The organism is Emticicia aquatilis (genome assembly GCF_014644295.1).
GTDB lineage: Bacteria > Bacteroidota > Bacteroidia > Cytophagales > Spirosomataceae > Emticicia > Emticicia aquatilis.
This window is the reverse complement of the sequence record NZ_BMKK01000003.1, coordinates 439017-462653: the sequence shown is the minus strand read 5'-3', so window position 1 is coordinate 462653 and position 23637 is coordinate 439017. Positions and strand designations below refer to the sequence as shown.

The following is a 23637-nucleotide window of genomic DNA, read 5'->3' as shown; positions in this document are numbered from 1 at the left end:
CTGTGTTAATCTGTGTAATCCGTGCCTCCGTGGTAATAAGATAATTTACTTCCCAGCTCTACGCTCCAACTCAGCACGTTTCAAAGTAATCAAATGACCGATTGGTTTTCCTGCACGGTAAGTAATCACACGAAGCGTAATTGGGCCATCGGGCAGTTCGATTGGAGTTGAATATTTTGAAGAATATTTATCGGGCATCGAATCGTCAATCGAATAGAAAATATCTAAATCCGAAATTTCGCTACCCAATTCGAGCATTAATTTACCATTTTTCATGCTTGGTGTGATAATCGCATCGTAAACGGCTTTCGAGAAACCTAATTCGGCAACCTCGGCACGGTCGAAATGAGCTTCCATGCGTTTGCTGAAATTATCCCAATTTTTAGCCGATTTTTGCGACCAATACACTTCCGATAACGCCCACGCACGTGGGTAAGTCATGTATTCGGCGTGGCGTAAAGTTGGTGTTTGTTCACTCCAGAGATTCCCTTGTCCACCCAAAATATATTTTGCATCAACTCCGTCAGGCACTGGCTCAAAGCTGTACGATTTACTCACACGTAAACCTGCATAAATCGGAGGGTCAATGGTGTTTTCGCCTTGGTTATAATCAATGTAAGCATAAGTCGTTGGTGTCATTACAACCTCGTGTCCGAGATGTGCCGCTTCGATTCCGCCCTTCACTCCTCTCCAACTCATTACGGTTGCATTTGGCGAAATTCCACCTTCTAAAATCTCGTCCCAACCGATGAGTTTTTTCCCTTTTGCTGCCAAAATTTTCTCCAAACGATTCATAAAATATCCTTGCAAATCTTCAACGTGGCGAATACCCAATTTTTTCATCAAAGTCTGACAACCAGCATCGGCTGCCCAAAAACCTTTGTAACATTCGTCACCACCGACGTGGATGTATTGATTCGGGAAAAGTGCTGCCACTTCGGTCATTACTTTATCCAAAAACTCATACACTTTTTCGTCCGAAGGATTCAAGGCATTCTCATAACGCATCTTGAAAGTTCCGTTTCCGTACCAATCTGCGATATTTGCCCCTGGATTTACGAATGTATTTGGGTTCTTAGTTGTACTTAATTCTGGGTACGCTGCTATTGCCGCCATGCTGTGGCCTGGCACATCAATTTCGGGTACAATCGTTACGTTGCGTTCTTGGGCATACTTTACTACTTCCTTAATGTCCTCTTGGGTATAAAAACCTCCAACCGTAGCTTTTTCGCCTACTTTCGCTGGCTCACGGTCGCCAAAATGACCAGCACGAGGCACACGCCACGCTCCTACTTCGGTTAATTTCGGCAAAGATTTTATCTCGATTCTCCAACCTTCATCATCGGTTAAGTGCCAGTGAAAAGTATTATATTTTAAGCGAGCAATATCATCAATGTATTTTTTCACTTCGGCTTTTGTGAAGAAATTACGGCTTACATCAAGCATGATTCCTCTCCAGCCAAAACGTGGATAATCAGTGATTTTTGCGGCAGGAACCGCCCACGTAGCTTTCGTAACTACCTTACTTTCAATCTCTTTTGGTAAAAGTTGTAGCAAAGTCTGCATTCCGTAAAACAAACCCGCAGTTTGATTGGCCGAAATAACGACGCCCTTCGGAGTTGATTCAAAAGTATAGCCTTCTTTGCCAAGTTGGGCATTCGGAGTATCATTCAAATTGAGTTGAATCAAGCCCGTTTTTCCTTCTTGGGCTTTTAAAGCTAAGCCCGTAGGCACGCTCAATTTCTGCACCAACATTTCAGCCACACCGCTTACATCGGCCTTGTTGTAGCTGATAGTTGTTTTGGCAGTGAGAGCAAAACTTCCTGCACTTTGCAATACCTCAACGGGCTGCGGAATAAGATTTAAGGGAGTATTTTGGGCATTTAGATTGAGAAAGGCAAAACTAAGCACCGAAAAAAGAACTTTTTTCATAGAACGAAAGAAGAGTTTTGTTGAATTGAAAATGGTTGGGGTTGAATTATACTACAATATTAAGGTAGTAAGGCCTTCTTTTCAAGTCTTTTTAAAAAATTATTTTTCAATAAATTAATATTAAAAAAATATTTTAGAATACTTGATTTTCGTTTTGAATTAAACTCGTTACTGGTTAATCCAAAGCTTTCAATCCCTCCTATACTCTTTCTGATAAACTAATGGCGATTTTCCAACGATTGCCTTAAACTGCCGATTGAAATTTGAGATAGTGTTATAACCACTTTCGTAGGCAATTTGCGTAACATTGAGCGTGCCTTCATGCAGCAGTTTACAGGCATGACCGATACGAATTTCGGCAATAAAATCGAAGAAAGATTTATTGGTTCGGCTCTTAAAATACCGACAAAAAGCCGCATCACTCATATTCACCAGCGAAGCCAGTTCGCTCAATCGTACTTCTTCTTTGAAATGTTTCATTACGTAATCGTGCACTTTTTGCATTCGCTCGGTTTCTGAAATCTTGTGCATATTTACATAACCTAAACTCGTAATAAACTCATAATCAACTGACTGAGAAAGTTCATGTAGCATCGAAAGCAGTTTCAAAACTCTCTCAAAGCCTTCAAGTTTGTTCAGTTCAACTAAACCTTCTCTGATTTTATCACGCATTTTACCTACGATGTCCATTCCACGTTGACCATTTTGCAAAAGTTGCTTGAGGCGGTGCATTTCTGATTTTTCAAAGAAATTATTCCCCAGAAAATCTTCCGTAAAATAGACCACAATTCCGTGCGTTTCTAAACCCGAATTTTGCTCAAAATAGGCTTTATCATTCCTCCAAAGATGTGGGACGTTTGGCCCTAAAAAAACAGTATCGCCCGCTTCAAAATGCTGAATATCATCACCGATGAAGCGAGTACCACTTCCTTCAAAAACGGTAAACAGTTGGTAATGAGGATGGAAGTGCCAACTCGAATCAAAATGAGATTGACGCAATTCTTGCACTTCAAATGAATAAACCTGACTTCCGAGTGTTTTTTTTAATAACTTCATAGCCCCAATCGCCCCCCCGCCCCTAAAGGGGAGCTTCTACTTCTCTGATTACTTTATGAATAAAGGCTTTCTTTTATAAACACTTTTTTTGCATAAATATTGAAATAAATATTATTAAATATCAAAATACAGTCAAAATAAGTTAATCAACGCACATTTTATATAATTTTATTACGATAAATTTGTACTATTATTTTTAATTATAAACTCCCCTTTAGGGGCTGGGGACATGACCTACGGAATGAATCTCCTTTTATGGGGAACAGAAATTAACGAAGACCTTTTTCCAGTTTTAGAACAAATTAAGGAAATTGGATTTGATGGTGTGGAGATTCCAATCTTCGATGTAAATCCAGAAAAATGGTATTCTTGGCGAGCAAAATTAGACGAATTAGAACTGAAACGCATCGCTGTAACGATAAACGGACCAGATTTCAATCAAATCAGTGCTGATGCAGAGATGCGTAAAGCAACTTTGGAACGAAACAAACGTGCCATTGATTGTGCCATGATTTTGGGTTCGGATTTACTCACGGGGCCTTTTCACTCAGCTTTGGGCGTTTTTACGGGCGTGCCACCAACCAAAGAAGAATTGCTTTGGGCAAAAGAAAATCTTTGGGATTTAGCCGAATACGCCGACAGCATGGGTATCACGCTCGGACTTGAATATTTGAATCGCTTTGAAAGTTATTTAGTTTCGTCGTCGGACGAACTTTTGGCTTTGGTCGAAGACATCAATCACCCTGCTTGCAAGATAATGTTTGATACTTTCCATGCCAATATCGAAGAAAAATCAATGACCGAAGCCATCAAGAAATTGGCCAAACACATCGTTCATGTGCAGCTTTCGGAAAACGACCGTAGTACGCTTGGCAAAGGGCGAATTGATTTTACCGAAATTTTAGCCGCCTTAAAATCAATCAATTATGATGGAATGCTAAGCATCGAAGCATTCAGCATGAAACTTCCAGCGGCCAATATTTGGCGAAAAATGTTTGATTCAGAAGAACAATTAATGAAAGATAGTCTATCGTTTTTAAAATCTCACCTATAAATAATATGTCAAAACAAATTAACATAGCCATCATTGGACTTGGCTTCGGAGCAGAATTTATTCCAATTTATCAACGTCACCCAAACGCAAATATGTACGCTATTTGCCAAAGAAACGTTGAAAAACTCAACGCAATCGGAGATACTTTTGGGGTTGATGTTCGCTATTCAGATTATGACGAGTTATTGAAAGACCCAAATATTGATGCGGTACATATCAATTCGCCAATTCCGAACCACGCCGAACAAACTTTGAAAGCTCTTTATGCAGGAAAGCACGTTGCTTGTACAGTTCCGATGGCAACTTCGGTGGAAGATTGCAAAGCCATAGTAAATGCTTGCCGAGAAACTGGCAAAAAGTATATGATGATGGAAACTGTGGTTTATGCCCGTGAGTTCTTGTTTGTGAAAGAATTATACGAAAAAGGTGAACTCGGAAAAGTACAATTCTTGAAAGCATCGCACCAACAAGACATGGAAGGCTGGCCTGACTATTGGCCAGGTTTACCGCCAATGCACTACGCTACGCACTGCGTTGGGCCTGTGGCGGGTTTATTGAGATTAGAAGCCGAATACGTTTCGTGTTTTGGTTCAGGAACAATTTCGGAAGATTTGATAAAAATACATAATTCACCATTTGCTGTTGAATCCGCACACATAAAATTCAAAAATAGCGATTTGAGTGCTTACGTTTATCGTTCGTTGTTCGATGTAGCACGTCAATACCGTGAGAGTTTCGAGGTTTACGGCTCGAAAAAATCTTTCGAGTGGGCTTTGATTGAAAACGAACCAAACGTTATTCACACTGCCAAAAAGCCAGAGCCAGAAATTCCAGAAAAAGTTGAAACGCCTGATTATGCACACTTGCTTCCGCAGGAGATTCAATCTTTTACAGGAAAAGGTGTCTATGACCACGACGACAATACGCACCTAAGTTTTGCCCAAGGTGGCGGACACGGTGGCTCGCACCCGCATTTGGCTCATGAGTTTATTTCGGCACTCATCGAAGACCGTGACCCATTCCCGAATGCCGTACAATCGGCCAACTGGACATCGGTTGGAATTTTGGCACACGAGTCGGCCATGAAAGGTGGCGAGATTATTTATTTGCCTGAGTTTTGAGAAATACCCCTAACCCCTAAAGGGGGATAAGAATATTTCGTCGCAATGTAGAGACAGGGCAATGCCCTGTCTCTACCGAGGGAATTTTTAAAATTATGAATAACACCAAAAATTTGCCATAAAATAATGTCCATATGAATATCTAATGAAATATTTTTTATGAAAATTAGCTTTTTAGGACAAGGTTTAGGAGGAGAAAATGAAAATAATGTAGGCTATTATTTGACAACTTTTGCCTCAAGCAATGAGTATCATTCTATGTATTTAATTTCAGCATTTGCTTCAAAAACAGGTGTTGCATACATTAAAGAAGCTGTCAATAAAAATATAAAAATCATAGTTGGAATTGACCAACAAGTAACATCTGTTGAAGCACTGAATATGATTTTAAATATGAACGTAGATAGCTATGTTTTTTATAATCCATCGGAAAATCAAATTTTCCATCCTAAAATATATCTTTTTGAAGGAAAAAATACGTCCAAAGTAATTATTGGCTCTTCCAATTTGACAAAAGGAGGATTATTTCAAAATGTAGAATCGTCTATTTTAGTAGAAACATCATCGAATGATAAAGACGGACAAATTTTTATTCAAGAAATCAAAGATTACTTTGCCAATCTCTTAGACGGAACAGATTCAAACATAAAGAAGCTTTCTAAAGAATTAATTGAAGGGTTGCTTGAAAGAAAAATCATAGGTACAGAAGATGATAGAATTCTTGATAAGATGATTAAATATGAAAGTCAGAGAAAACAAGCAATTCAAAACCCTTCAGCCAAATTGGCAAACCTTTTCCCAACAAGAAAAGTGATTGATTTACCATCTGCAATTGAGGTGGCTAATTGGCAAAATTCATATTTAAAAGCCCTAAATAAAGCAAGAATTAAAATCCAAAAATTTAAGTCATTAAGTAACGAAGATATAGAGGAAGAAGAAGGTCTATTAAAATTAGAAGAATTTATTCAAGACAGAGAGCAAAGATGGTTTTTCATGTTTGAACAAATGTCAAAATACAAGTCATTACACGGCCATACAAATATAAAAGTAAGAGAGTTATTCGATACAGGTTTTGGGAAGGTAAAACTGGGAGCTTGGGCATACGTACAGTACAATAATAAACTTGACAAAACTATATTGGATGAAAGAAAAAAACTGCTGGATTCAATAGGTTTCGATTGGGGCGAAAGAGAAGAAAGAAGAGATAAAAGTTTTGATGTAAGATTTGAAGAAAAGTTTTCGCTTTTGAAAAAAATGTACGACCATTACCAGAAAATTGGCAAAAAAGAGGCGATAAGAGTTGATTTGCATAGGAATAAAGATTTCTCCGAAGTTGGGCTAACACACGAAGAACAAAAAACTTTACGAAATTGGGTACATTATCTTTATTACCCTAAAAAGACAGAAAAAGCACTAATTGAACAATTAACAGATGAACATCTACGAAAATTACAATCTATTGGCTTTCAGTTAGAGAGCAAACTTGAAAAGCAGAAAGGTGGGAATCAAGATACATTATATGTACTCAAAACTTTAAGAAATGCCAAATTTCAAAATCCCAACTTTGACATTGAGGTATTAAAAAACAATAATTCAAAACTTAGAAAAGCACTCTACAAGATTCTGTTCTATTATCGTCAAGAGCAAAAAGGAAAGAACTCTTTTTTTAGTGATAGTGAAATTCTTGAATTGATAGATTTAGGAGTTATGTTAGATAAACCTGTACATAATACTGATAGCCAAATTTCAGACAGAATTAATCTATTTTTAAAATATAGAGAACAAAATGGCACTTTTAATGTTAGAGCCACCCATGATAAAATAATGTATAATTGGCTTAATCGAAGAATAAATAAACAAACTCCATTTAAAAAACACATTGAACATTTACCTAAAGAATACATTGATGAAATGAGAAAATTAGGTTTAAATGTCGATGAATAACATATTAACTAAATAATAAAAAATGAAAAAAGCCCTCGTTCTCCTAACCTTTTTCCTTTACCAGTTTGCCAACGCCCAAACAGGCCGAAGGCTCGAAATCCTTTTCCTCGGTGATAATGGGCATCATAAACCCATTGAGCGAGTTCCGACAATCATGGCGGCTTTGGGAAACCGAGGCATCAACTTTACTTATACCGATAAATTAGAGGATATTAACGCCCAAAACTTATCGAAGTACGATGCCTTGATGATTTTTGCTAACTGGGACGACATCACGCCCGCAGCCGAAAAGGCTTTGCTCGATTACGTAGCTTCGGGAAAAGGTATTTTACCGATTCACTGTGCTTCTTATTGTTTCCGCAATTCGCCTGAATATGTAAAAATGGTTGGTGGGCAGTTCTGGAGACATCGTATGGACACGATTCAAGTGAATACTGTGCAACCAAATCATATCATTATGAAGGATTTAGGCACAATAAAAGCCTTTGATGAAACCTATTTGCACAGCCAATTACAAGCCGATAACAACGTTTTACAAACTCGTGAAATAAAAGCCGACCAAACAAAAGACCGCCCCGATGCAAAAACTGAGCCTTATACTTGGACTCGCAGCTATGGAAAAGGTCGAGTTTTCTACACGGCTTACGGCCACGATGATAGAACTTGGAGCAATGTAAACTTCCAAAAATTGCTTGAAAATGGTATTCTTTGGGCAGTAAACGACGAAGCTCGTGCAGCTCATGTAGCATTGAATCCGAAGCCATTTGAATATCGTGGAGCAAAATTACCTAACTACGAAAAACGTCCAGGTGAACAACTACAACAATTGGCTCTTACGCCTGAAGAATCAATGAAGCACATTCAAGTACCTGCTGATTTTGATTTGAGTTTGTTTGCTGCCGAACCAAACGTAATGCACCCGATTGCGATGAGTTGGGACGAAAAAGGGCGTTTGTATGTACTAATCACAAAAGATTATCCGAACGAACGCAAAGAATCGGGCGGTAGCGACTATATTTTGATTTGTGAAGATACCAATAAAGATGGTAAAGCCGATAAATTCACTCGTTTTGCCGAAGGTTTGAGTATTCCAACAGGAATGGTTTTTGCCAATGGCGGTTTGATTGTTTCGCAAGCCCCACACATGTTGTTTTTGAAAGATACTGACGGCGATGATAAAGCCGACGAAAAGAAAGTTTTATTCACTGGTTTCGGAACTGGCGATACACACGCAGGGCCATCGAACTTGCACTACGGCTTCGATAACTGGATTTGGGGTTGCGTAGGTTATTCGGGTTTCAACGGAAAATTGGCCGAAGGCGATTCATTAAAGTTTGGACAAGCATTTTTCCGCTTCAAGCCAGATGGCTCTAAAATGGAATGGACAACCAGCACTTCAAACAATACTTGGGGAATGGGCTTCAACGAAGCGGGCGATGTATTTGGCTCAACGGCCAACAACTCACATGGTTGGTACATGGCCATTCCTCATCAAAACTTCTTGAATCCAGGTTTTAATGGCGATAACGGAAGTCGTGGAACAGATACCCACAAAGACATGAAACCTATCACCGAAAAGGTTCGTCAGGTTGACGTTTTTGGTGGTTTTACGGCCGCTGCTGGACATAATTTCTACACGGCTCGTGCTTTCCCGAAAAATTACTGGAATCAGATTGCGTTTGTTGCCGAGCCAACAGGACATATTTTACACCAAAACATGATGGTGAAAAAAGGAACTAACTATGAAGATAAAGAATCGTTCAACCTCATGGCGGGTGCTGATGAGTGGTTTTCGCCAGTTTTTGCCGAAGTTGGTCCCGATGGAGCCGTTTGGGTAGCCGATTGGTACAGCTACATCATTCAGCACAATCCAACACCACAAGGTTTTGGCAATGGTAAAGGAAATGCTTACGATACAGATTTGAGAGATTTCACACACGGACGTATTTACCGAGTTGGTTACAAAAATGCTCCTGCTTATCAGCCAATTACACTCAATAAAAACGACAAAGATGGTTTGCTAAAAGCTCTCAAAAACGACAATATGTTTTGGAGAAATCATGCTCAACGTCTTTTAGTAGAGCGTGGAAACATCGACGTTGTGCCTGCTTTGATTGCTCTCGTAAACGACCCATCGGTTGATGAACTTGGATTAAATACAGCAGCTATTCATGCCCTTTGGACATTGAAAGGCTTAGGTGCGATTGATAAAAACCCAGCGGCATTACAAGCGGCCGTTGGGGCATTGAAACATCAATCTTGGGCAGTTCGTAAGAATGCCGTGCAGGTTTTACCAACCAATGCAAAGTCGGTTGATGTTATCTTGAAAAACAATTTATTGAATGATAAAGAGCCTTTGGTTATCTTAAATAGTGTTTTGGCACTCAACCAAATGCCATTAACGGCAGCAGCCGAAAAAGCAATTTTAACACGCATCGACCAAGCAACGGAGGCCAATGACCGCTGGCTTCCAGATGCGTTTGCAACTGCTTTAACAAGTCATAAATCGGTACTTTTGAAGAAACATCTACGTAATCTTGCTTCAACTCCTAAACCAGCAGCAATGTCGCACGACCATTCAGCAATGAACCATTCAATGCCAGTAGAGAACAAAAGCAATGAAACAACTCAGAACTCAGAACTCAAAACTCAGAACTCAATAGATTTAGTAATTACAAATGTGCGTACCGAACCAACTTCTCCGTTTGTGCGTGAAGGCATGAGATACTTTGTAGAAGTAAAAAATAACGGAACTGATTCATTGAAAAAAGGACAAGTTGCTTCTCTCAAAATTGATATTACGGGCGTAGGACAAAAATCAACGGTTTGGAGTAAAGTGCATACTTCGGGCATTGCACCAAACGAAACCGTAACGATTAGCAAAAACACCAACGGCCCTTGGTCAGGAGATTTTGGTTACTCAACCGATTTGGCAGGTGAATACACTTTCACAGTGATGGTTGATGAAGAAAACAAAATTGCGGAAGGCAACGAAAGAAATAATACTTTCGTAAAAAAAGTAACCTACCAACAAGCACAAAAACTCAGCACCTTTGCACTCGAAAGAGCGGCTCGTAGTTATGCTTCGGTTTCAGCACCAGATTCGATTGTTGCTCTTTTGAAATTGTGGGATAAACTGCCAAGTACCGAAAACGCCGCATTATTGAAAGGTTTATCAAGTGGCTGGAATCCTCGTAAAAAAGGAACAGTAAACGCTGCGAATCAAGAATTTATGGCGAGTCTAAGCAGTAAATTGAGCGATGATAATTTGACAAGAATCAATAAGTTGATGCAAGCTTGGAACTTGAAAAACTCGGCCAGCGAAGCAGAAAAAGATGCCATCGTCATCAACATCAAGACTGTGGTAGAAGCAATGAAATTTGATAAAAAAGAGTTTTCAGTACCAGCAGGCAAAACCATCATTTTGGTTCTCGAAAACCCCGATGCCATGCAACACAATTTGGTAATTGGTAAGCCAAAAAGTCTTGAAATCATCGGAAATGCTGCTAATAAAATGATTACGCAGAAAGATGCAGTTGAGAAAAACTACGTTCCTGCTATTCCGCAAGTATTATTTTCAACGCCATTGGTGAATGCAGGAGAAACTTATCGTTTGAAGTTTACTGCCCCAACCCAAGTTGGTGATTATCCATTTGTATGTACTTTCCCAGGGCACTGGAGTATCATGAATGGTGTTATGAAAGTAGTGAAGTAATTTTTACCACGGAGGCACGGGTTACACGAATTAGCACAGATTTTCTGTGTAAATCTATGTAATCCGTGCCTCCGTGGTAATTTCATCTATGTTACAAACCTTTCAATATCTCCTCAATCGCTTTATCTAATTGTGGGTCTTTATCTTCGAGACGGTCTTTGAATGTTTGTTTTATGTAAATATCTGGTTTTACACCTTCACGTTCGATATTCTGCCCATCAAGCGTATAACACCCCCACGCAGGCAAACGATAAAACGAGCCATCAACCAAGCCTTTTCCTGAAGTAAAAATAATCCAACGGTAAGTTTCAGTACCGATAATTTTGCCGAGTTGGAGTTGTTTAAAACCAACAGCTGTCATTTCGGCATCGCTTAAAGATTGTTCGTTGATTAGCAAAACCAAAGGTTTAGCAGCGGGAGCAAAATTGGGTTGAATCGTAAATTGTCCTTCACGGTATTTCCATTTCAAATAAGGTTTTTGAGCCAAGAAATTCAGCACCAAATCATGTACGTTTCCACCTGTATTATAGCGTAAATCGAAAATCAAACCTTCACGATTATAGGCTTCCGAAGTCATATCAATCAAAAATTTCTCCAATTCTTCATTTCCCATATTACGCATGTGAGCGTAAGCGATTCGTTTTTTACTCTTTTGGTCGATATAATTCTGATTCCACTGAATCCATTCATCATATAAATTACTCACCAAAGCACCCGAGCTTTGTGGATGAATCTTGACAGCAAACGAACTATCTTTTCGAGCAAATGTGAGCTCAATTTCATCATCCATCGAAGGTTTTTGGAAGTAAAAATCACGGTTTTGTTTCGTATCAATACTTTCTCCGTTTACTTTCGTCAGTACATCTCCCGCCAAAATTCCTTTGCCTGTTTTATCAGCTGCCGACTTTCTCACAATGTATTTTACTTTGTACGGATTTTCTTCTTCAAATATGATTCCCGTGGCCATTGTAGTGGTTTTGTAGAAAATACTTTCCTCGGCACCATTACTCGAAAATCCAGTGTGCGACGCATTTAATTCGCCCAACATATCGTTTTGCATCGTACGGAAATCTGCACGAGTATTGATGTATGGCAAAAATGCCTCGTATTTCTTTTTGATAGCCACCCAATTGACGTTATTGAAGGTTTCGTTATAGAAATTCTCCTCAACATTGGCCCAAGTTTCGTAGAACATTTGCTTAAATTCATTCGCAAAATCTTTTCGGAACGTAAAACTTACATCTACTTTATCAACTTTATTTCCATCTAAATTGAGCTTACAAATCGTGCCGTTTATCAACGCATAATACTTGCCATCAGCTTGCACAATATTGGTAGTTGAAGCATCTGCACCCTCTATTTTTTCAGTTTTATTAGGCGTAAACGGCTCAATGGTTGTCTTGTAAAGATTATTTTTACCATCTATGTGGTCGGATGGGTAAATCACAAAAGTTTTGGTATCTTTTTGAAACACAATCGGCGAATCGGCCGCTCCATTGCTTGGACTAACTGCCTCCATTCGCTCCATCAAACCTTCCATATCAATTACCATCGGCTCTATTTTCTTTGCTTTGGTCGAGTCTGCTTTTGCTTTATCATCAGCCTTTTTCTCGGCAGGTTTGAATAAATCATTGAATTTATCCGACTTAAACGGTGCTTCGATTTTGCTCAATGGCAAACGATAAATTCGCTCTTTGTCAAGTCCAAATGGATAACTGGCTTTAGTGCGATTAGATGCAAAATAAAGATATTTTCCATCTGGCGACCAATAAGGAGTTTCTTCAGTTATTCCTGTATTCGTCAAATTTATCGTTTCATTTTTGACTAAATTATGGAGAAAAAGCTCACCTTCAAAGTTCTTTTTGGCCATAAATACTACATATTCATCATTGGGCGAAATATACGGTTTCGAGTTCTGAAAGCCCCAAATTTCTTCTTTGGCGATTGTTTTTGTGGTAAAAGCCTTTAAATCAATCGTTTTTATTTCATCTCTTCCGCTCAAAAACACCCCCAAAGTTCGGTCTTTGTTAAGTGTCAAATCTCGATTATTTTTCAAATCATTGGTCAATTGTTTTTCTGCCCCTTTACCATCGGCCACAATCGAAAACCAATTCTGATAACCATTAACGGTCTGATTAAAAACCAAAGTTTTGCTATCGGCCAACCATTTCACTTCCAAAACTCGACCATCAGCTCTCGTATTAAGTTGTTTCAAAAACTTGCCTTCGAGGTCAGAAACAAATAGCTGTCCACGTGAACTAAAAGCCATTTTCTTGCCATCAGGAGCAACATCAAATTCCACGATACTTCCTTTTACATTAAAATCTTGTGCTTTGGGCAAAGTAAAGTTTCTGTTCAGTGTGAGCTGCAAAGCCTGCGTTTTTTTGTTCGAAACATCATACAAAAACAGCTGATAATCTTTCTCGAAAACTACTTTCTCGCCATTAGCACTCACTTGCGGGCGTTTGACCGATTCTTTAAAGGTAGTTAAAGCCGTTTTTTTGTTGCCCTCAAAAGTATAGAGATTGTATTCGCCATTGGCTTCATCTGATACGAAATAGATTTTACCCGAACGGTCAATACTCGCCCAGAAATCTTTACCATTGTACTCGGTATAACGCTTATAAGCTTTGGTTTTTAGGTTATATGATTGAATGTCAGGATTAAATTCCCCTTTGTAACCTTTTCGATAAGCTTGATTATCACTTTCCCAAGTATCATTGAAAAACAATTCTCCCGAACTCGGATGCTCGGCCACATTATGAACTCGATTAAAAAAATGCTTAAAAATCCTCGTTGGGGTTCCGCCGTTTAATCCAATTTTGTAGGTTGTTCCGCCATTGTAAGCACTTGATGTAAGATAAATACTTTGCGAATCCCACGACCAAGATTCTACCAAATCGGCCGCATCGTGGTAAGTTAGCTGACGAATGTTTCCGCCCTCCAAAGGCATCACATATACATCATTATTGCCGTATTGCACGCCCGAAAACGCCACCCATTTTCCATCGGGTGAGATACGTGGGCGAGTTTCGTTACCAGTCATGGCCGTTAGTCGAGTGGCTATTTTAGAAGCTAAATCTGCTTTCCAAATATCGCCTTCATAGCAGAAAACCACAGTTTTAGCATCGGGACTGATGCTCGGATAAGAAGCAAAATAGAGGTCGTTGGTTTGAGCCGAAATCTTGTGCGAAAACGATACCCATACCAATAAAAGTAAGATAGCTTTTTTCATTTGGTGAGATAATTTGTTGATTGATTTTGAAAGTTAAGGAAAAAGATTTTTATGAAAAAGTAGAATCAAACGAATAATAAAAATCACACTACATGAAGGCATATTTCGAGGTGTTTACGATATTTGTAATTTAAGCCTTTTTATCAGCCTACCTCATAAAATGAAACGATTTTCGAGTATTTTCTTAATTTGTTTATTACTTTTCAGTACAAAAATCTATTCCCAAGCCCTCAAAGTTCAGCACGATTTGGTAGTAGCCAAAGATGGAAGTGGAGATTTTCGCTACATTCAAGATGCTATCAATGCCGTGCGGGTATATTTGCCCAAACCAATTACGATTAAAATCAAAAAAGGCATTTACAAAGAAAAACTCGAAGTTTATAGCACTCTTACAAACATCACTTTTGTGGGCGAAAGCCTCGATAGTACCATCATCAGCTACGATGATTTTTCTGGAAAAGGTAAAATGGAAACCTTTGATTCGTACACCTTAAAAGTGTTGGGAAATGATATTAAATTTAAGAACCTCACTATTGAAAATACCGCAGGGAGAGTCGGGCAAGCAGTAGCCTTGCACGTAGAGGGCGACCGCTGTGTTTTTGAAAACTGTAAATTTCTGGGAAACCAAGACACAATCTTTGCTTCGGGCGAAAACTCAAGACAATATTTCTCGAAATGCTACATCGAAGGTACAGTCGATTTTATTTTCGGGTCGTCAACGGCTTTGTTTGAAAACTGTCATATTCACTCCAAAACCGATGGTTATGTTACGGCCGCTTCTACGCCAAAATGGGTGGCTTATGGCTACGTTTTCAAAGATTGTAAACTAACGACCGATAAAGCGGCTACCAAAGTATATTTAGGCAGACCGTGGCGAGATTTTGCCAAAACTGTTTTCATCAACTGCGAAATGGACAGTCATATTTTGCCCGAAGGCTGGAATAACTGGGGCAGACCAGAAACCGAAAAAAGCACTTTCTATGCCGAGTTTGGCTCAAAAGGAGCAGGTACAAATACACAAAATAGAGTAAAATGGTCGCACCAACTGAGTGAAAAAGAAGCTCTAACATATACAAAAGAGGAGATTTTCTCAGGAAAATTACTGACTCAATACCAAGATTTTTGGAGTAAAACGCCTTCTTTGAAAGGCATCACGAATGTTCGAGATACTTCTTATAGTAATTATAGTGCATTGAAAAATAGTTTAAAAACGCACCCAAATGCCACTTTAGTACCAGAAAAAACGCCAGAAAATGTAATTGAAGAACGAAACATCGTTTTTGCCAACACAGGTACGAGAGATTTACAACTCGATGCTTTTTATCCAAAAACTAAATCCAAAAAACTTCGTCCTGCGGTTTTAATTATTCATGGTGGTGGTTGGCGTACGGGTAATCGTTCGCAACATATTCCATTGGCTCAACGCTTGGCAGCTTTGGGTTATGCAACCTTCACGGCCGAATATCGCCTTTCGACCGAAGCCCTCTACCCTGCTGGCGTACATGATTTGAAGGCAGCCGTAAGATGGATTCGAGCCAATGCCAAGAAATACGGAATAGATACCAATAAAATTGCCAGCGTAGGTTTTTCGGCAGGAGGACAGCTTTCAGCACTCCTCGGAAATACGAATAATTTACCAAAATTTGAAGGAAACATTGGTGATTTGAAACATTCGAGCAAAATAAACGCCATCGTAGATATTGATGGAATTTTGGCCTATATTCACCCAGAATCAGGCGAGGGCGATGACCGAAAAAGTACTTCGGCTGCTACTTATTGGTTTGGATTTAGCAAAGAAGAAAACCCCGAACTTTGGCACGAAGCCTCGGCACTGACGCACGCAGGCAAAAACACGCCTCCTACCCTTTTCTTGAATAGCTCAGTTGACAGAATGCACGCTGGCCGTGACGACTACCGCAAAAAATTAGATGCGTTTGGCATTTACTCAGAAGTTCATACTTTTGAAAATTCCCCGCACTCATTTTGTTTACTCTCACCATGGTTTGACCCTACGGTTGAGTATATTGATACCTTTTTAAAGAAAGTCTTAAAGTAGTACAATTCTCCGAATTGTTAATTTCTCAAACAAAATATAAGCACAATTTAGAAAATTGTGTAACGAAACATGATACAATTCAACAAAACCTTAGTGACCGACGACGAACTTCCGTGGGAAGTGGTTGACCCAAAAATCAAACGTAAAATCATGTCTTACAACGAAGACATCATGCTCGTAAAAGTAGCTTTCGAAAAAGGCGGAATCGGTACTACGCACAAGCACCCTCATTTACAAATTAGCTATGTAGCCAGTGGGGCGTTTGAAATTACGGTCGATGGCGAAAGCAAAGTTCTGAAAGAAGGCGATGTTTATTTTATTCCTTCAAATGTACTTCACGGAGCAGTTTGTTTGGAAGATGGTATTTTGATTGATGTATTCAATCCGATGCGTGAGGATTTTGTAAACACCCCTAACCCCTAAAGGGGAACAAAATGAAAACTACTTATATCTTTATTTTGCTACACCTTTTTTCAATTACATTATTTGGTCAAAAGCGAGTTTCCAGTCAAGTAATTGAAGTTTTGCAGAAAGACATCATTGCTCAAGCCAATTGGGCAATGACCCAACAACCAGTCACGATTACGACCGAGCAATGCGAGCGTTCGGCGGGTGGCTTGCATGATTTTTATTCAGAGGGAGATTATTGGTGGAAAAATCCCGACGACCCAAATGGGCCTTATATTCAGCGAGATGGACAGACTAATCCAGATAATTTTGTGGCTCACCGCAAGGCCATGATTCGGTTTAGCCAAATCGTTGGTTCGTTGGCTTCGGCGTATCTGATTACCAAAGATGAAAAATATGTCAAACAGGCTTTTTTGCACATTAATGCTTGGTTTGTTGATAAAAATACTGCGATGAATCCTTCGTTGCTTTATGCTCAAGCCATCAAAGGTAAGGCTACGGGAAGAGGCATCGGAATCATCGACACGATTCATTTGATGGAGGTCGCTCAAGGGATTTTAGTAATGCAAAAGGCAGCGAGTGTAGATAAAAACAATCTGAACACCATCAAAAACTGGTTTGCTCAATACTTAGAATGGCTCACAACTCACCAATACGGCATTGATGAGCGAGAAGCCAAAAATAATCATGGCACTTGCTGGGTAATGCAAGTGGCATCATTTGCGAAACTAACCGAAAATCAGAGCTTAATTGACTATTGCAAAAATCGTTTTAAGGCAGTTTTACTGCCCAATCAGCTCGAAAAAGATGGTAGTTTTCCGCTCGAACTCAAACGCACCAAGCCTTACGGATATTCGATTTTCAACCTTGACGCTATGGCTACGCTTTGCCAAATCTTGTCCGACTCAAAAGATGATTTATGGAGTTTTAGACTGGAAGATGGCCGCACGATGAAAAAGGCGATTGAGTTTTTGTACCCTTTCATCGAAAACAAAAATCTTTGGGCTTCCCCAAAAGATGTGATGTATTGGGAAGAATGGCCAGTAGCACAGCCTTTTTTATTATTTGGTTATCAGCACTTTGGCACTAAAAATTGGTTTGAGACATGGAAAAGGCTCGAACATTTCCCGAAAAATGACGAAGTAATCAGAAATTTACCCATCCGAAATCCAATACTTTGGCTTTAAAAATTATTCATCCTTATAAAAAATATGAAAACATCATCTTTAATGCTTTCTCTGCTGCTCGTTGGGCAAATGAGTTTTGCTCAATACAACCCAGAAAAGCCAGACCTTTGTCAAGGCAAATTTTTTACGGAGGAAGATGCAAGGAACCTACACGCTGATTTTGCGAAGCGATATTCTGATAAAAAATCTTGGCAAAAACACGCTCAAGAAATCAGACAGGGAATTTTAGATGGGGCAGAATTGAGTAATTATGAATTCAAGAAACCGACAAATATCGTTATTCACAGTAAAAAAGATTTGAATGGATATTCGGTTGAAAATGTATCGTTTCAGAGTATTGAAGGTATTTATGTAACTGGAAATCTGTATCGCCCAGCTGAATCTAACGGTTTGCCGCCCAAAGGAAAAACTGCTGGAATTTTATGTCCACATGGGCATGGCCCAGACCCACGTTTTGCGGCTTACACGCAGCAGCGTTGTGCCACGCTCGCACGCATGGGAGCAATTGTCTTTGCTTATGATATGATTGGCATGGGCGATTCAAAACAATCTATTCACAAGATAGAAAAAGCTCTCAAACTTCAAATAATTAATGGCAAAGCGGCTCTTGATTTCTTGATAGATTTGCCCAATATTGATAAAAATCGAATCGGTATGACAGGCGAGTCGGGCGGAGGAACACAGACTTTTATTCTTTCAGCTATCGACGACCGCATTAAAGTTTCCGTACCCGTTGTGATGGTTTCAGGCTATTTCTTCGGTGGTTGTGTTTGTGAAAGTGGAATGCCGATTCATAAACGCCCAACGCACCAAACAACCAATGTAGAAATTGCCGCTACCTTTGCTCCCAAACCTATGCTTTTGATTTCAGATGGCGGAGATTGGACTGTTAACACACCTACGATGGAGTATCCGTACATCAAAAATGTTTATTCGTTTTTCGGGGCGACAGATAAAGTAGAGAATGTGCATCTCGCCAACGAAAAGCACGATTACGGCCCTTCAAAACGCCAAGCGGCTTACCCATTTTTGGCAAAATATTTAAAACTCGACCTTCAGAAAGTAATGGTAGATGGAAAAATAGACGAAAGTGCCAATAAGGTTTTAAGCCAAACCGAACTACAAGTTTTCGATGAAAAACACCCCAGACCAAGTAATGCGGTGATAGGCGATGTAGAAGTGATGGCTCTTTTAGAAAAGAAATAAAATGGCAAATAAAACAATCCTTTTAAATCATTCTTTCGATGAAAAATTGAGGCCGTCTATGACTATATTCTTGACTTCAAAAAGTTTGGAGAAATTCATCCATACATGAAAGAGGTTACAGAACTCTCTAAAATCGAGCCAAATAGTACCAATTATGAGGTAAAGGAAGAAGCACTTTTATTAGGTTTCTTGAAAACGAAGCCTATTTATGAAGTTGAAGTAATCGAACTTGAAGCACAGAAACACGTTCGATATTTCAGCCACATCAAAGGTGCGATTTTACTAAATATTGACTTTGTTTTTCCTGAAAATGATTCAAGAACTAATTTTGATTTAACTGAAAGAGTCGAAATAAAAGGAAATCCTTTACTAATTGCTTATTTTGCGTCAATTTTGAAAAAAGCTCATTTGCAGACATTTGAGAATTTGAGAAAGAAACTAAAAACGAGCAAATGAAAGAAAACAACCCATTGAATACTTCTTGGCGAAAGACCGCCTCAACGATATACAAAAAACCTGTTGACTCAAAAATCTTTGGTTCGGTCGAGATTGATATTACTGATTTAGAAAAATACATTGCCGACAAACGCAAATCTGGCGTAAAAATCACACTTACACACTTTTTTTTGGTAGCTACGGCTCGTGCTATTAAAGAAATTCCAGAGCTAAATACCTATGTAAAGAGGGGGAATATTTATTCGCAAGAAGCAATCAATGCCACCGTAAGTATTCTTTTGCAAAGCGGAGAAATGGGTTCGGTAAAAATGCTGAATGCTGATAAACTGACCCTTACAGAGTCGGCTGTAAAACTGCGAGAAGAAATCCAAAAAACTTACAATGGCGATGAAAACGCCACCATGCAAATGAAAGAAAAACTGGCGGCTATTCCGTGGCCCTTGCGTGGGTGGGTTTATCAGTCAATCAAATATATTACTACCACACTTGGTATTTCTATTCCTCCGCTGGGGCTTTCGGCCAATAACTTTGGTTCGTTTATTCTATCAAATATCGGTAGTATTGGTCTGGACATTGGCTATCCTGCCTTGATGCCTTCGGCTAATATTGCATTTGTTTTGATTTTAGGAGGCGTTAGTAAAAAACCTTGGGTTGTGAATGACGAAATCGTACCTCGAAGTATTCTGATGCTCGGTGCGGCTCTCGACCATCGGGTCATCGATGCTTCGCACGGTGGCAAATTATTTAAACTACTGAAACGATTTGTTAATAATCCTGAGTTGTTGGAGTTACCTATTTCTTAAAGGTTTAATTCATTTCTCCTCACACCCTCCCCAATTTCAAACGTTTGCATAACTATTTCAAACGTTTGCGTAATAATTTATGAGAAATATCTTATTTTTTATTAGTAAAATGCAGTAGCAAGTATTCTATGTTTAACACTTCATTACGTATAAACTATTGACTTTTGACAATATAATCGTAACATTACGGTAATATTCTCCTAATCAGTAAGATGTAGTTTTGCAGTTGTTTCTCAAGGCAAATACTTACTAATTGAGCAACCCAGTGTCTTTATTTCTCTTTTTAAATCAATTTTTCACCAAACCATTTATGATTACCTAATTTAACACCAATGTCATGTGCTGTTCATCTGATACAGTTTTCTGTATTTGCCTTTCACAAACCTAACAAGTATTCTTAATCACAAAATCAGTCAACGACAATGAATCAAAAATTACTGAAAAACAGGTTGCTTTCTCCATTATTCACAAAGCTATCTGTCACTATCCTATTATTTGCATTTCTGGGGGTCGATGTTGGCTTTGCCAAAAATCAACCCACTGCACGCATTAATGCCATCGACATTACTGTAAAAGGTAAAGTTACCGATGCCGAAACAGGCGATGGCCTTCCGGGAGTAAGCGTAACGGCCAAAGGTAGCACAAAAGGTGCAATCACCGACGGCAATGGTGAATATACAATCGCTGTGCCAGATAGCAAAGCTGTCTTGGTATTTAGCTATGTTGGTTACACGCCACAAGAAGTAAACGTAGGCAGCCAAACTCAAATCAATGTACAACTCAAATCTGATAGCAAAACCCTCAGCGAAGTTGTAGTTGTAGGTTACGGTACAGCCAAGAAAACCGACATCACAGGTGCAGTAAAATCAGTTAGAAGCGAAGAGTTCAACAAGGGTATCATCAACTCTCCTGAGCAGCTTTTACAAGGTAAAGTAGCGGGTGTAAACGTTACTTCAGCCAGTGGAGAGCCAGGTTCGGCACAAAATATCTCAATCAGAGGGCCAGGTGGTGTTCGTACGGGCAGTACTCCCCTATTCGTGGTTGATGGTTTAGCTTTGGATAATTCGGGAACAGGTGGTGCAATGAACCCACTTACATTCTTGAACCCACAAGATATTGAAACAATTGATGTATTGAAAGATGCTTCTGCAACAGCTATCTACGGTGCTCGTGGAGCAAATGGCGTAGTTTTGATTACTACTAAAAAAGGAAAAGCAGGAAGTTCTTCGATGAATTATTCGGCGAGTTTGGGTATTTCCGAAATCGCTCGTGCATTGCCTGTTTATACAGCTGACGAATACCGCAAAGCCGTACCAAGCGTAGGTGGTGTTTTAGAAGATTTAAAAGGAAATACCGATTGGCAAAAAGAAATCACTCGCACGGCCTATACGCAAAACCATAACCTTACAATGGGTGGTGGAGCAGGAAAACTGACATATTATGCGTCGTTTGGAGCTCAAAAACAAGAAGGTATCTTGAAAAACAACGATTTGAATCGTTATACAGGTCGTATCAATGTCAATCAGAAATTCTGGGAAGACCGTCTAAGTGTTGATGTAAACCTTAATGCTACTTTCACTACTAACATGCGTCCGCCAATCGGAAGTATGATTGGAAATGCGATTTCAGTAAACCCAACTTACCCTGCACTCGATGCCAACGGCAATCCTGCGGTTTATCCAAACTTAGTAAACCCATTGGTTAGTTTGAAATTGGAAAAAGATATTACAAAAACAAATCGTTTGATTGGAAATATCTCGCCATCGCTCAAAATCACAAAAGATTTGACTTACCGTCTCAACTATGGTATTGATAACTCAAATTCGGTACGTGATTTAGAATCTTTACCAAACGCTGTGCCTTTGCAAGATGGTCGCCTCGAAACTATCTATACAAACAATAGCAATAGCCTCATCGAAAACTATTTGACTTATACTAAAGATTTCAACAACCACAGCCTAACAGCATTGGTTGGACATTCTTACCAAAAGTTTTTCTTGCAAGGTCGTTCGTCGAGTATCAATAAGTTCCCAATTTCGGATATTGAGCCTATCTATAACCCAGGTTTAGGTCAAGAACTTACTTTGGCTAATAACAAGCCTTCGGGTTATGCCCTCAAAAACGAATTACAGTCGTTTTTCTCAAGAGTAAACTATAGTTTCAAAGACAAATATTTACTCACAGCTACGGTTCGTGCCGATGGTTCATCAAAATTTGGTGATAACAACAAATACGGTATTTTCCCTTCGTTCGCAGCAGGTTGGAGAATCTCAGAAGAAGCTTTCATGAAAGGCTCGCCAGTTAGCAACTTGAAACTTCGTGCAGGTTGGGGACAAACTGGTAACCAAGAAATTCCATCAAAAATTACCCAAGCCTTATTTACATCAACGGTTTCAGCAGCTACGAGTTATCCGCTCAATTCATCAAGTGTTTACCCAGCAGGTACTACTTATAGCCGTTTAGCAAATCCTGATATTCAATGGGAAGTTTCAACACAAACAAACCTTGGTCTCGACTTTGGTTTCTTGAATGGTGCATTATCAGGCTCGGTTGACTATTTTAATAAAGTGTCGAGTGATATTCTCTTAGAAGTTATTCCTTCTGACCCTGTTCAACCAGCAGGTACATTCTGGACAAACGTAAAAGATATGAATATCACCAACAAAGGTTTGGAAATCGAACTCGCTTATCGTCAGAAAACAAATAGCGGTCTAAACTACGGAATCGGTGGAAACGTAACTTTCATTCGTAACAAAGTAACAAACTCGCCTTATTCGGTTATTCCTTCGGGAAGTGCTTCTGGTTCGGGTCTTACATCGGCTACAATCAATGGTTATCTTAGTGGTGAGCCAATCGGAACTTTCTTCTTGAAAGACTTCACAGGTTTCGACGACAAAGGTCTTAGCACCTACCGTGATGTTGATGGCGATGGCCTCGTTACTGACAAAGACCGTATCGCAGCGGGTAGTGCTTTGCCTACTATGCAATATAACTTCTTCGGAAATATCGGTTACAAAGGCTTCGATTTAATAGTAAACTTCAACGGTGTTCGTGGCAATAAAATCTATGATAATACTGCCAACTCTAACTTCTACAAACTCCGTTTGTCGAAAGGAATCAATACAACACCTGAGGCTGTAAAATATGCCAACGAATCGACTAATAACTCAGCACCAGTTTCTACTCGTTTCTTAAAAGATGGAGCATTCCTTCGCCTCAATAACTTAGCTTTAGGTTATAGCTTCAATACCAAAGCATTGGGTATTGATAAATACATTCCAGCATTGCGTTTATCTGTTACAGGCCAAAACCTTTTCGTAATTACGAAATACGATGGCTATGACCCAGAAGTAAACACCGACCGAACTATCAACGGTATTTCATCGTACGGTATCGACTATTTAAGCTATCCAAAAGCTAAATCAATCATCTTTGGTCTAAATGTTTCATTCTAAAAGCTCAAA

General features: G+C 39.3%; 14 protein-coding genes. 11 read left to right on the top strand and 3 right to left on the bottom strand.

Going from position 1 to position 23637, the window contains the following annotated elements; genetic code table 11:
- Positions 1-45: 45 nt before the first annotated feature.
- Both IEX65_RS09320 and IEX65_RS09315 read right to left on the bottom strand, forming a co-directional pair.
- Positions 46-1932: a beta-N-acetylhexosaminidase gene (locus IEX65_RS09320; RefSeq protein WP_188765774.1), complete on the bottom strand. Its 1887-nt coding sequence runs from the start codon at positions 1930-1932 to the stop codon at positions 46-48.
- Between the two features lie 189 nt (positions 1933-2121).
- Positions 2122-2988, bottom strand: coding sequence for an AraC family transcriptional regulator (locus tag IEX65_RS09315; RefSeq protein WP_188765773.1), 867 nt, complete (start codon positions 2986-2988; stop codon positions 2122-2124).
- Between the two features lie 241 nt (positions 2989-3229).
- On the opposite strand from IEX65_RS09315, the gene IEX65_RS09310 reads away from it, so the two are divergent.
- The 4 genes from IEX65_RS09310 (at position 3230) to IEX65_RS09295 (ending at position 10822) form a co-directional block, all read left to right on the top strand.
- Entirely contained in the window at positions 3230-4042 is an 813-nt protein-coding gene (locus IEX65_RS09310) for a sugar phosphate isomerase/epimerase family protein (protein WP_229250589.1), read from the top strand.
- A 5-nt stretch (positions 4043-4047) separates the two neighbouring features.
- Complete coding sequence (locus IEX65_RS09305) at positions 4048-5163, top strand: Gfo/Idh/MocA family protein (protein ID WP_188765771.1); 1116 nt, start codon at positions 4048-4050, stop codon at positions 5161-5163.
- Positions 5164-5322: 159 nt separating this feature from the next.
- Positions 5323-7107, top strand: a complete 1785-nt coding sequence (locus IEX65_RS09300; RefSeq protein ID WP_188765770.1) for a Helicase associated domain protein — start codon at positions 5323-5325, stop codon at positions 7105-7107.
- A 22-nt stretch (positions 7108-7129) separates the two neighbouring features.
- The gene (locus IEX65_RS09295) at positions 7130-10822 is read left to right on the top strand and encodes a PVC-type heme-binding CxxCH protein (RefSeq protein WP_188765769.1); all 3693 of its coding nucleotides are present in this window, start codon (positions 7130-7132) and stop codon (positions 10820-10822) included.
- A gap of 91 nt (positions 10823-10913) precedes the next feature.
- Here the strand turns inward: IEX65_RS09295 and IEX65_RS09290 are convergent, their stop codons facing one another.
- A complete protein-coding gene (locus IEX65_RS09290) occupies positions 10914-14057 on the bottom strand; it encodes a S41 family peptidase (RefSeq protein ID WP_188765768.1) in 3144 nt (1047 codons plus the stop codon).
- A gap of 160 nt (positions 14058-14217) precedes the next feature.
- On the opposite strand from IEX65_RS09290, the gene IEX65_RS09285 reads away from it, so the two are divergent.
- The 7 genes from IEX65_RS09285 (at position 14218) to IEX65_RS09255 (ending at position 23628) form a co-directional block, all read left to right on the top strand.
- Complete coding sequence (locus IEX65_RS09285; protein WP_188765767.1) at positions 14218-16113, top strand: pectinesterase family protein; 1896 nt, start codon at positions 14218-14220, stop codon at positions 16111-16113.
- Between the two features lie 69 nt (positions 16114-16182).
- Entirely contained in the window at positions 16183-16536 is a 354-nt protein-coding gene (locus IEX65_RS09280) for a cupin domain-containing protein (RefSeq protein ID WP_188765766.1), read from the top strand.
- Between the two features lie 11 nt (positions 16537-16547).
- Positions 16548-17708 carry an alginate lyase family protein gene (locus IEX65_RS09275; protein WP_188765765.1) on the top strand — a complete coding sequence of 387 codons (1161 nt, stop codon included), beginning with the start codon at positions 16548-16550 and terminating at the stop codon, positions 17706-17708.
- Positions 17709-17732: 24 nt separating this feature from the next.
- On the top strand, positions 17733-18914 hold the full coding sequence (locus tag IEX65_RS09270; protein ID WP_188765764.1) for an alpha/beta hydrolase family protein: 1182 nt from the start codon (positions 17733-17735) through the stop codon (positions 18912-18914).
- Positions 18915-19019: 105 nt separating this feature from the next.
- The gene (locus tag IEX65_RS09265) at positions 19020-19370 is read left to right on the top strand and encodes a hypothetical protein (protein WP_188765763.1); all 351 of its coding nucleotides are present in this window, start codon (positions 19020-19022) and stop codon (positions 19368-19370) included.
- Positions 19367-20173: a 2-oxo acid dehydrogenase subunit E2 gene (locus IEX65_RS09260; RefSeq protein WP_188765762.1), complete on the top strand. Its 807-nt coding sequence runs from the start codon at positions 19367-19369 to the stop codon at positions 20171-20173. Before IEX65_RS09265 ends, IEX65_RS09260 begins: the two co-directional genes overlap by 4 nt.
- A gap of 422 nt (positions 20174-20595) precedes the next feature.
- On the top strand, positions 20596-23628 hold the full coding sequence (locus IEX65_RS09255; RefSeq protein ID WP_188765761.1) for a SusC/RagA family TonB-linked outer membrane protein: 3033 nt from the start codon (positions 20596-20598) through the stop codon (positions 23626-23628).
- The last annotated feature ends 9 nt before the right edge of the window (positions 23629-23637 follow it).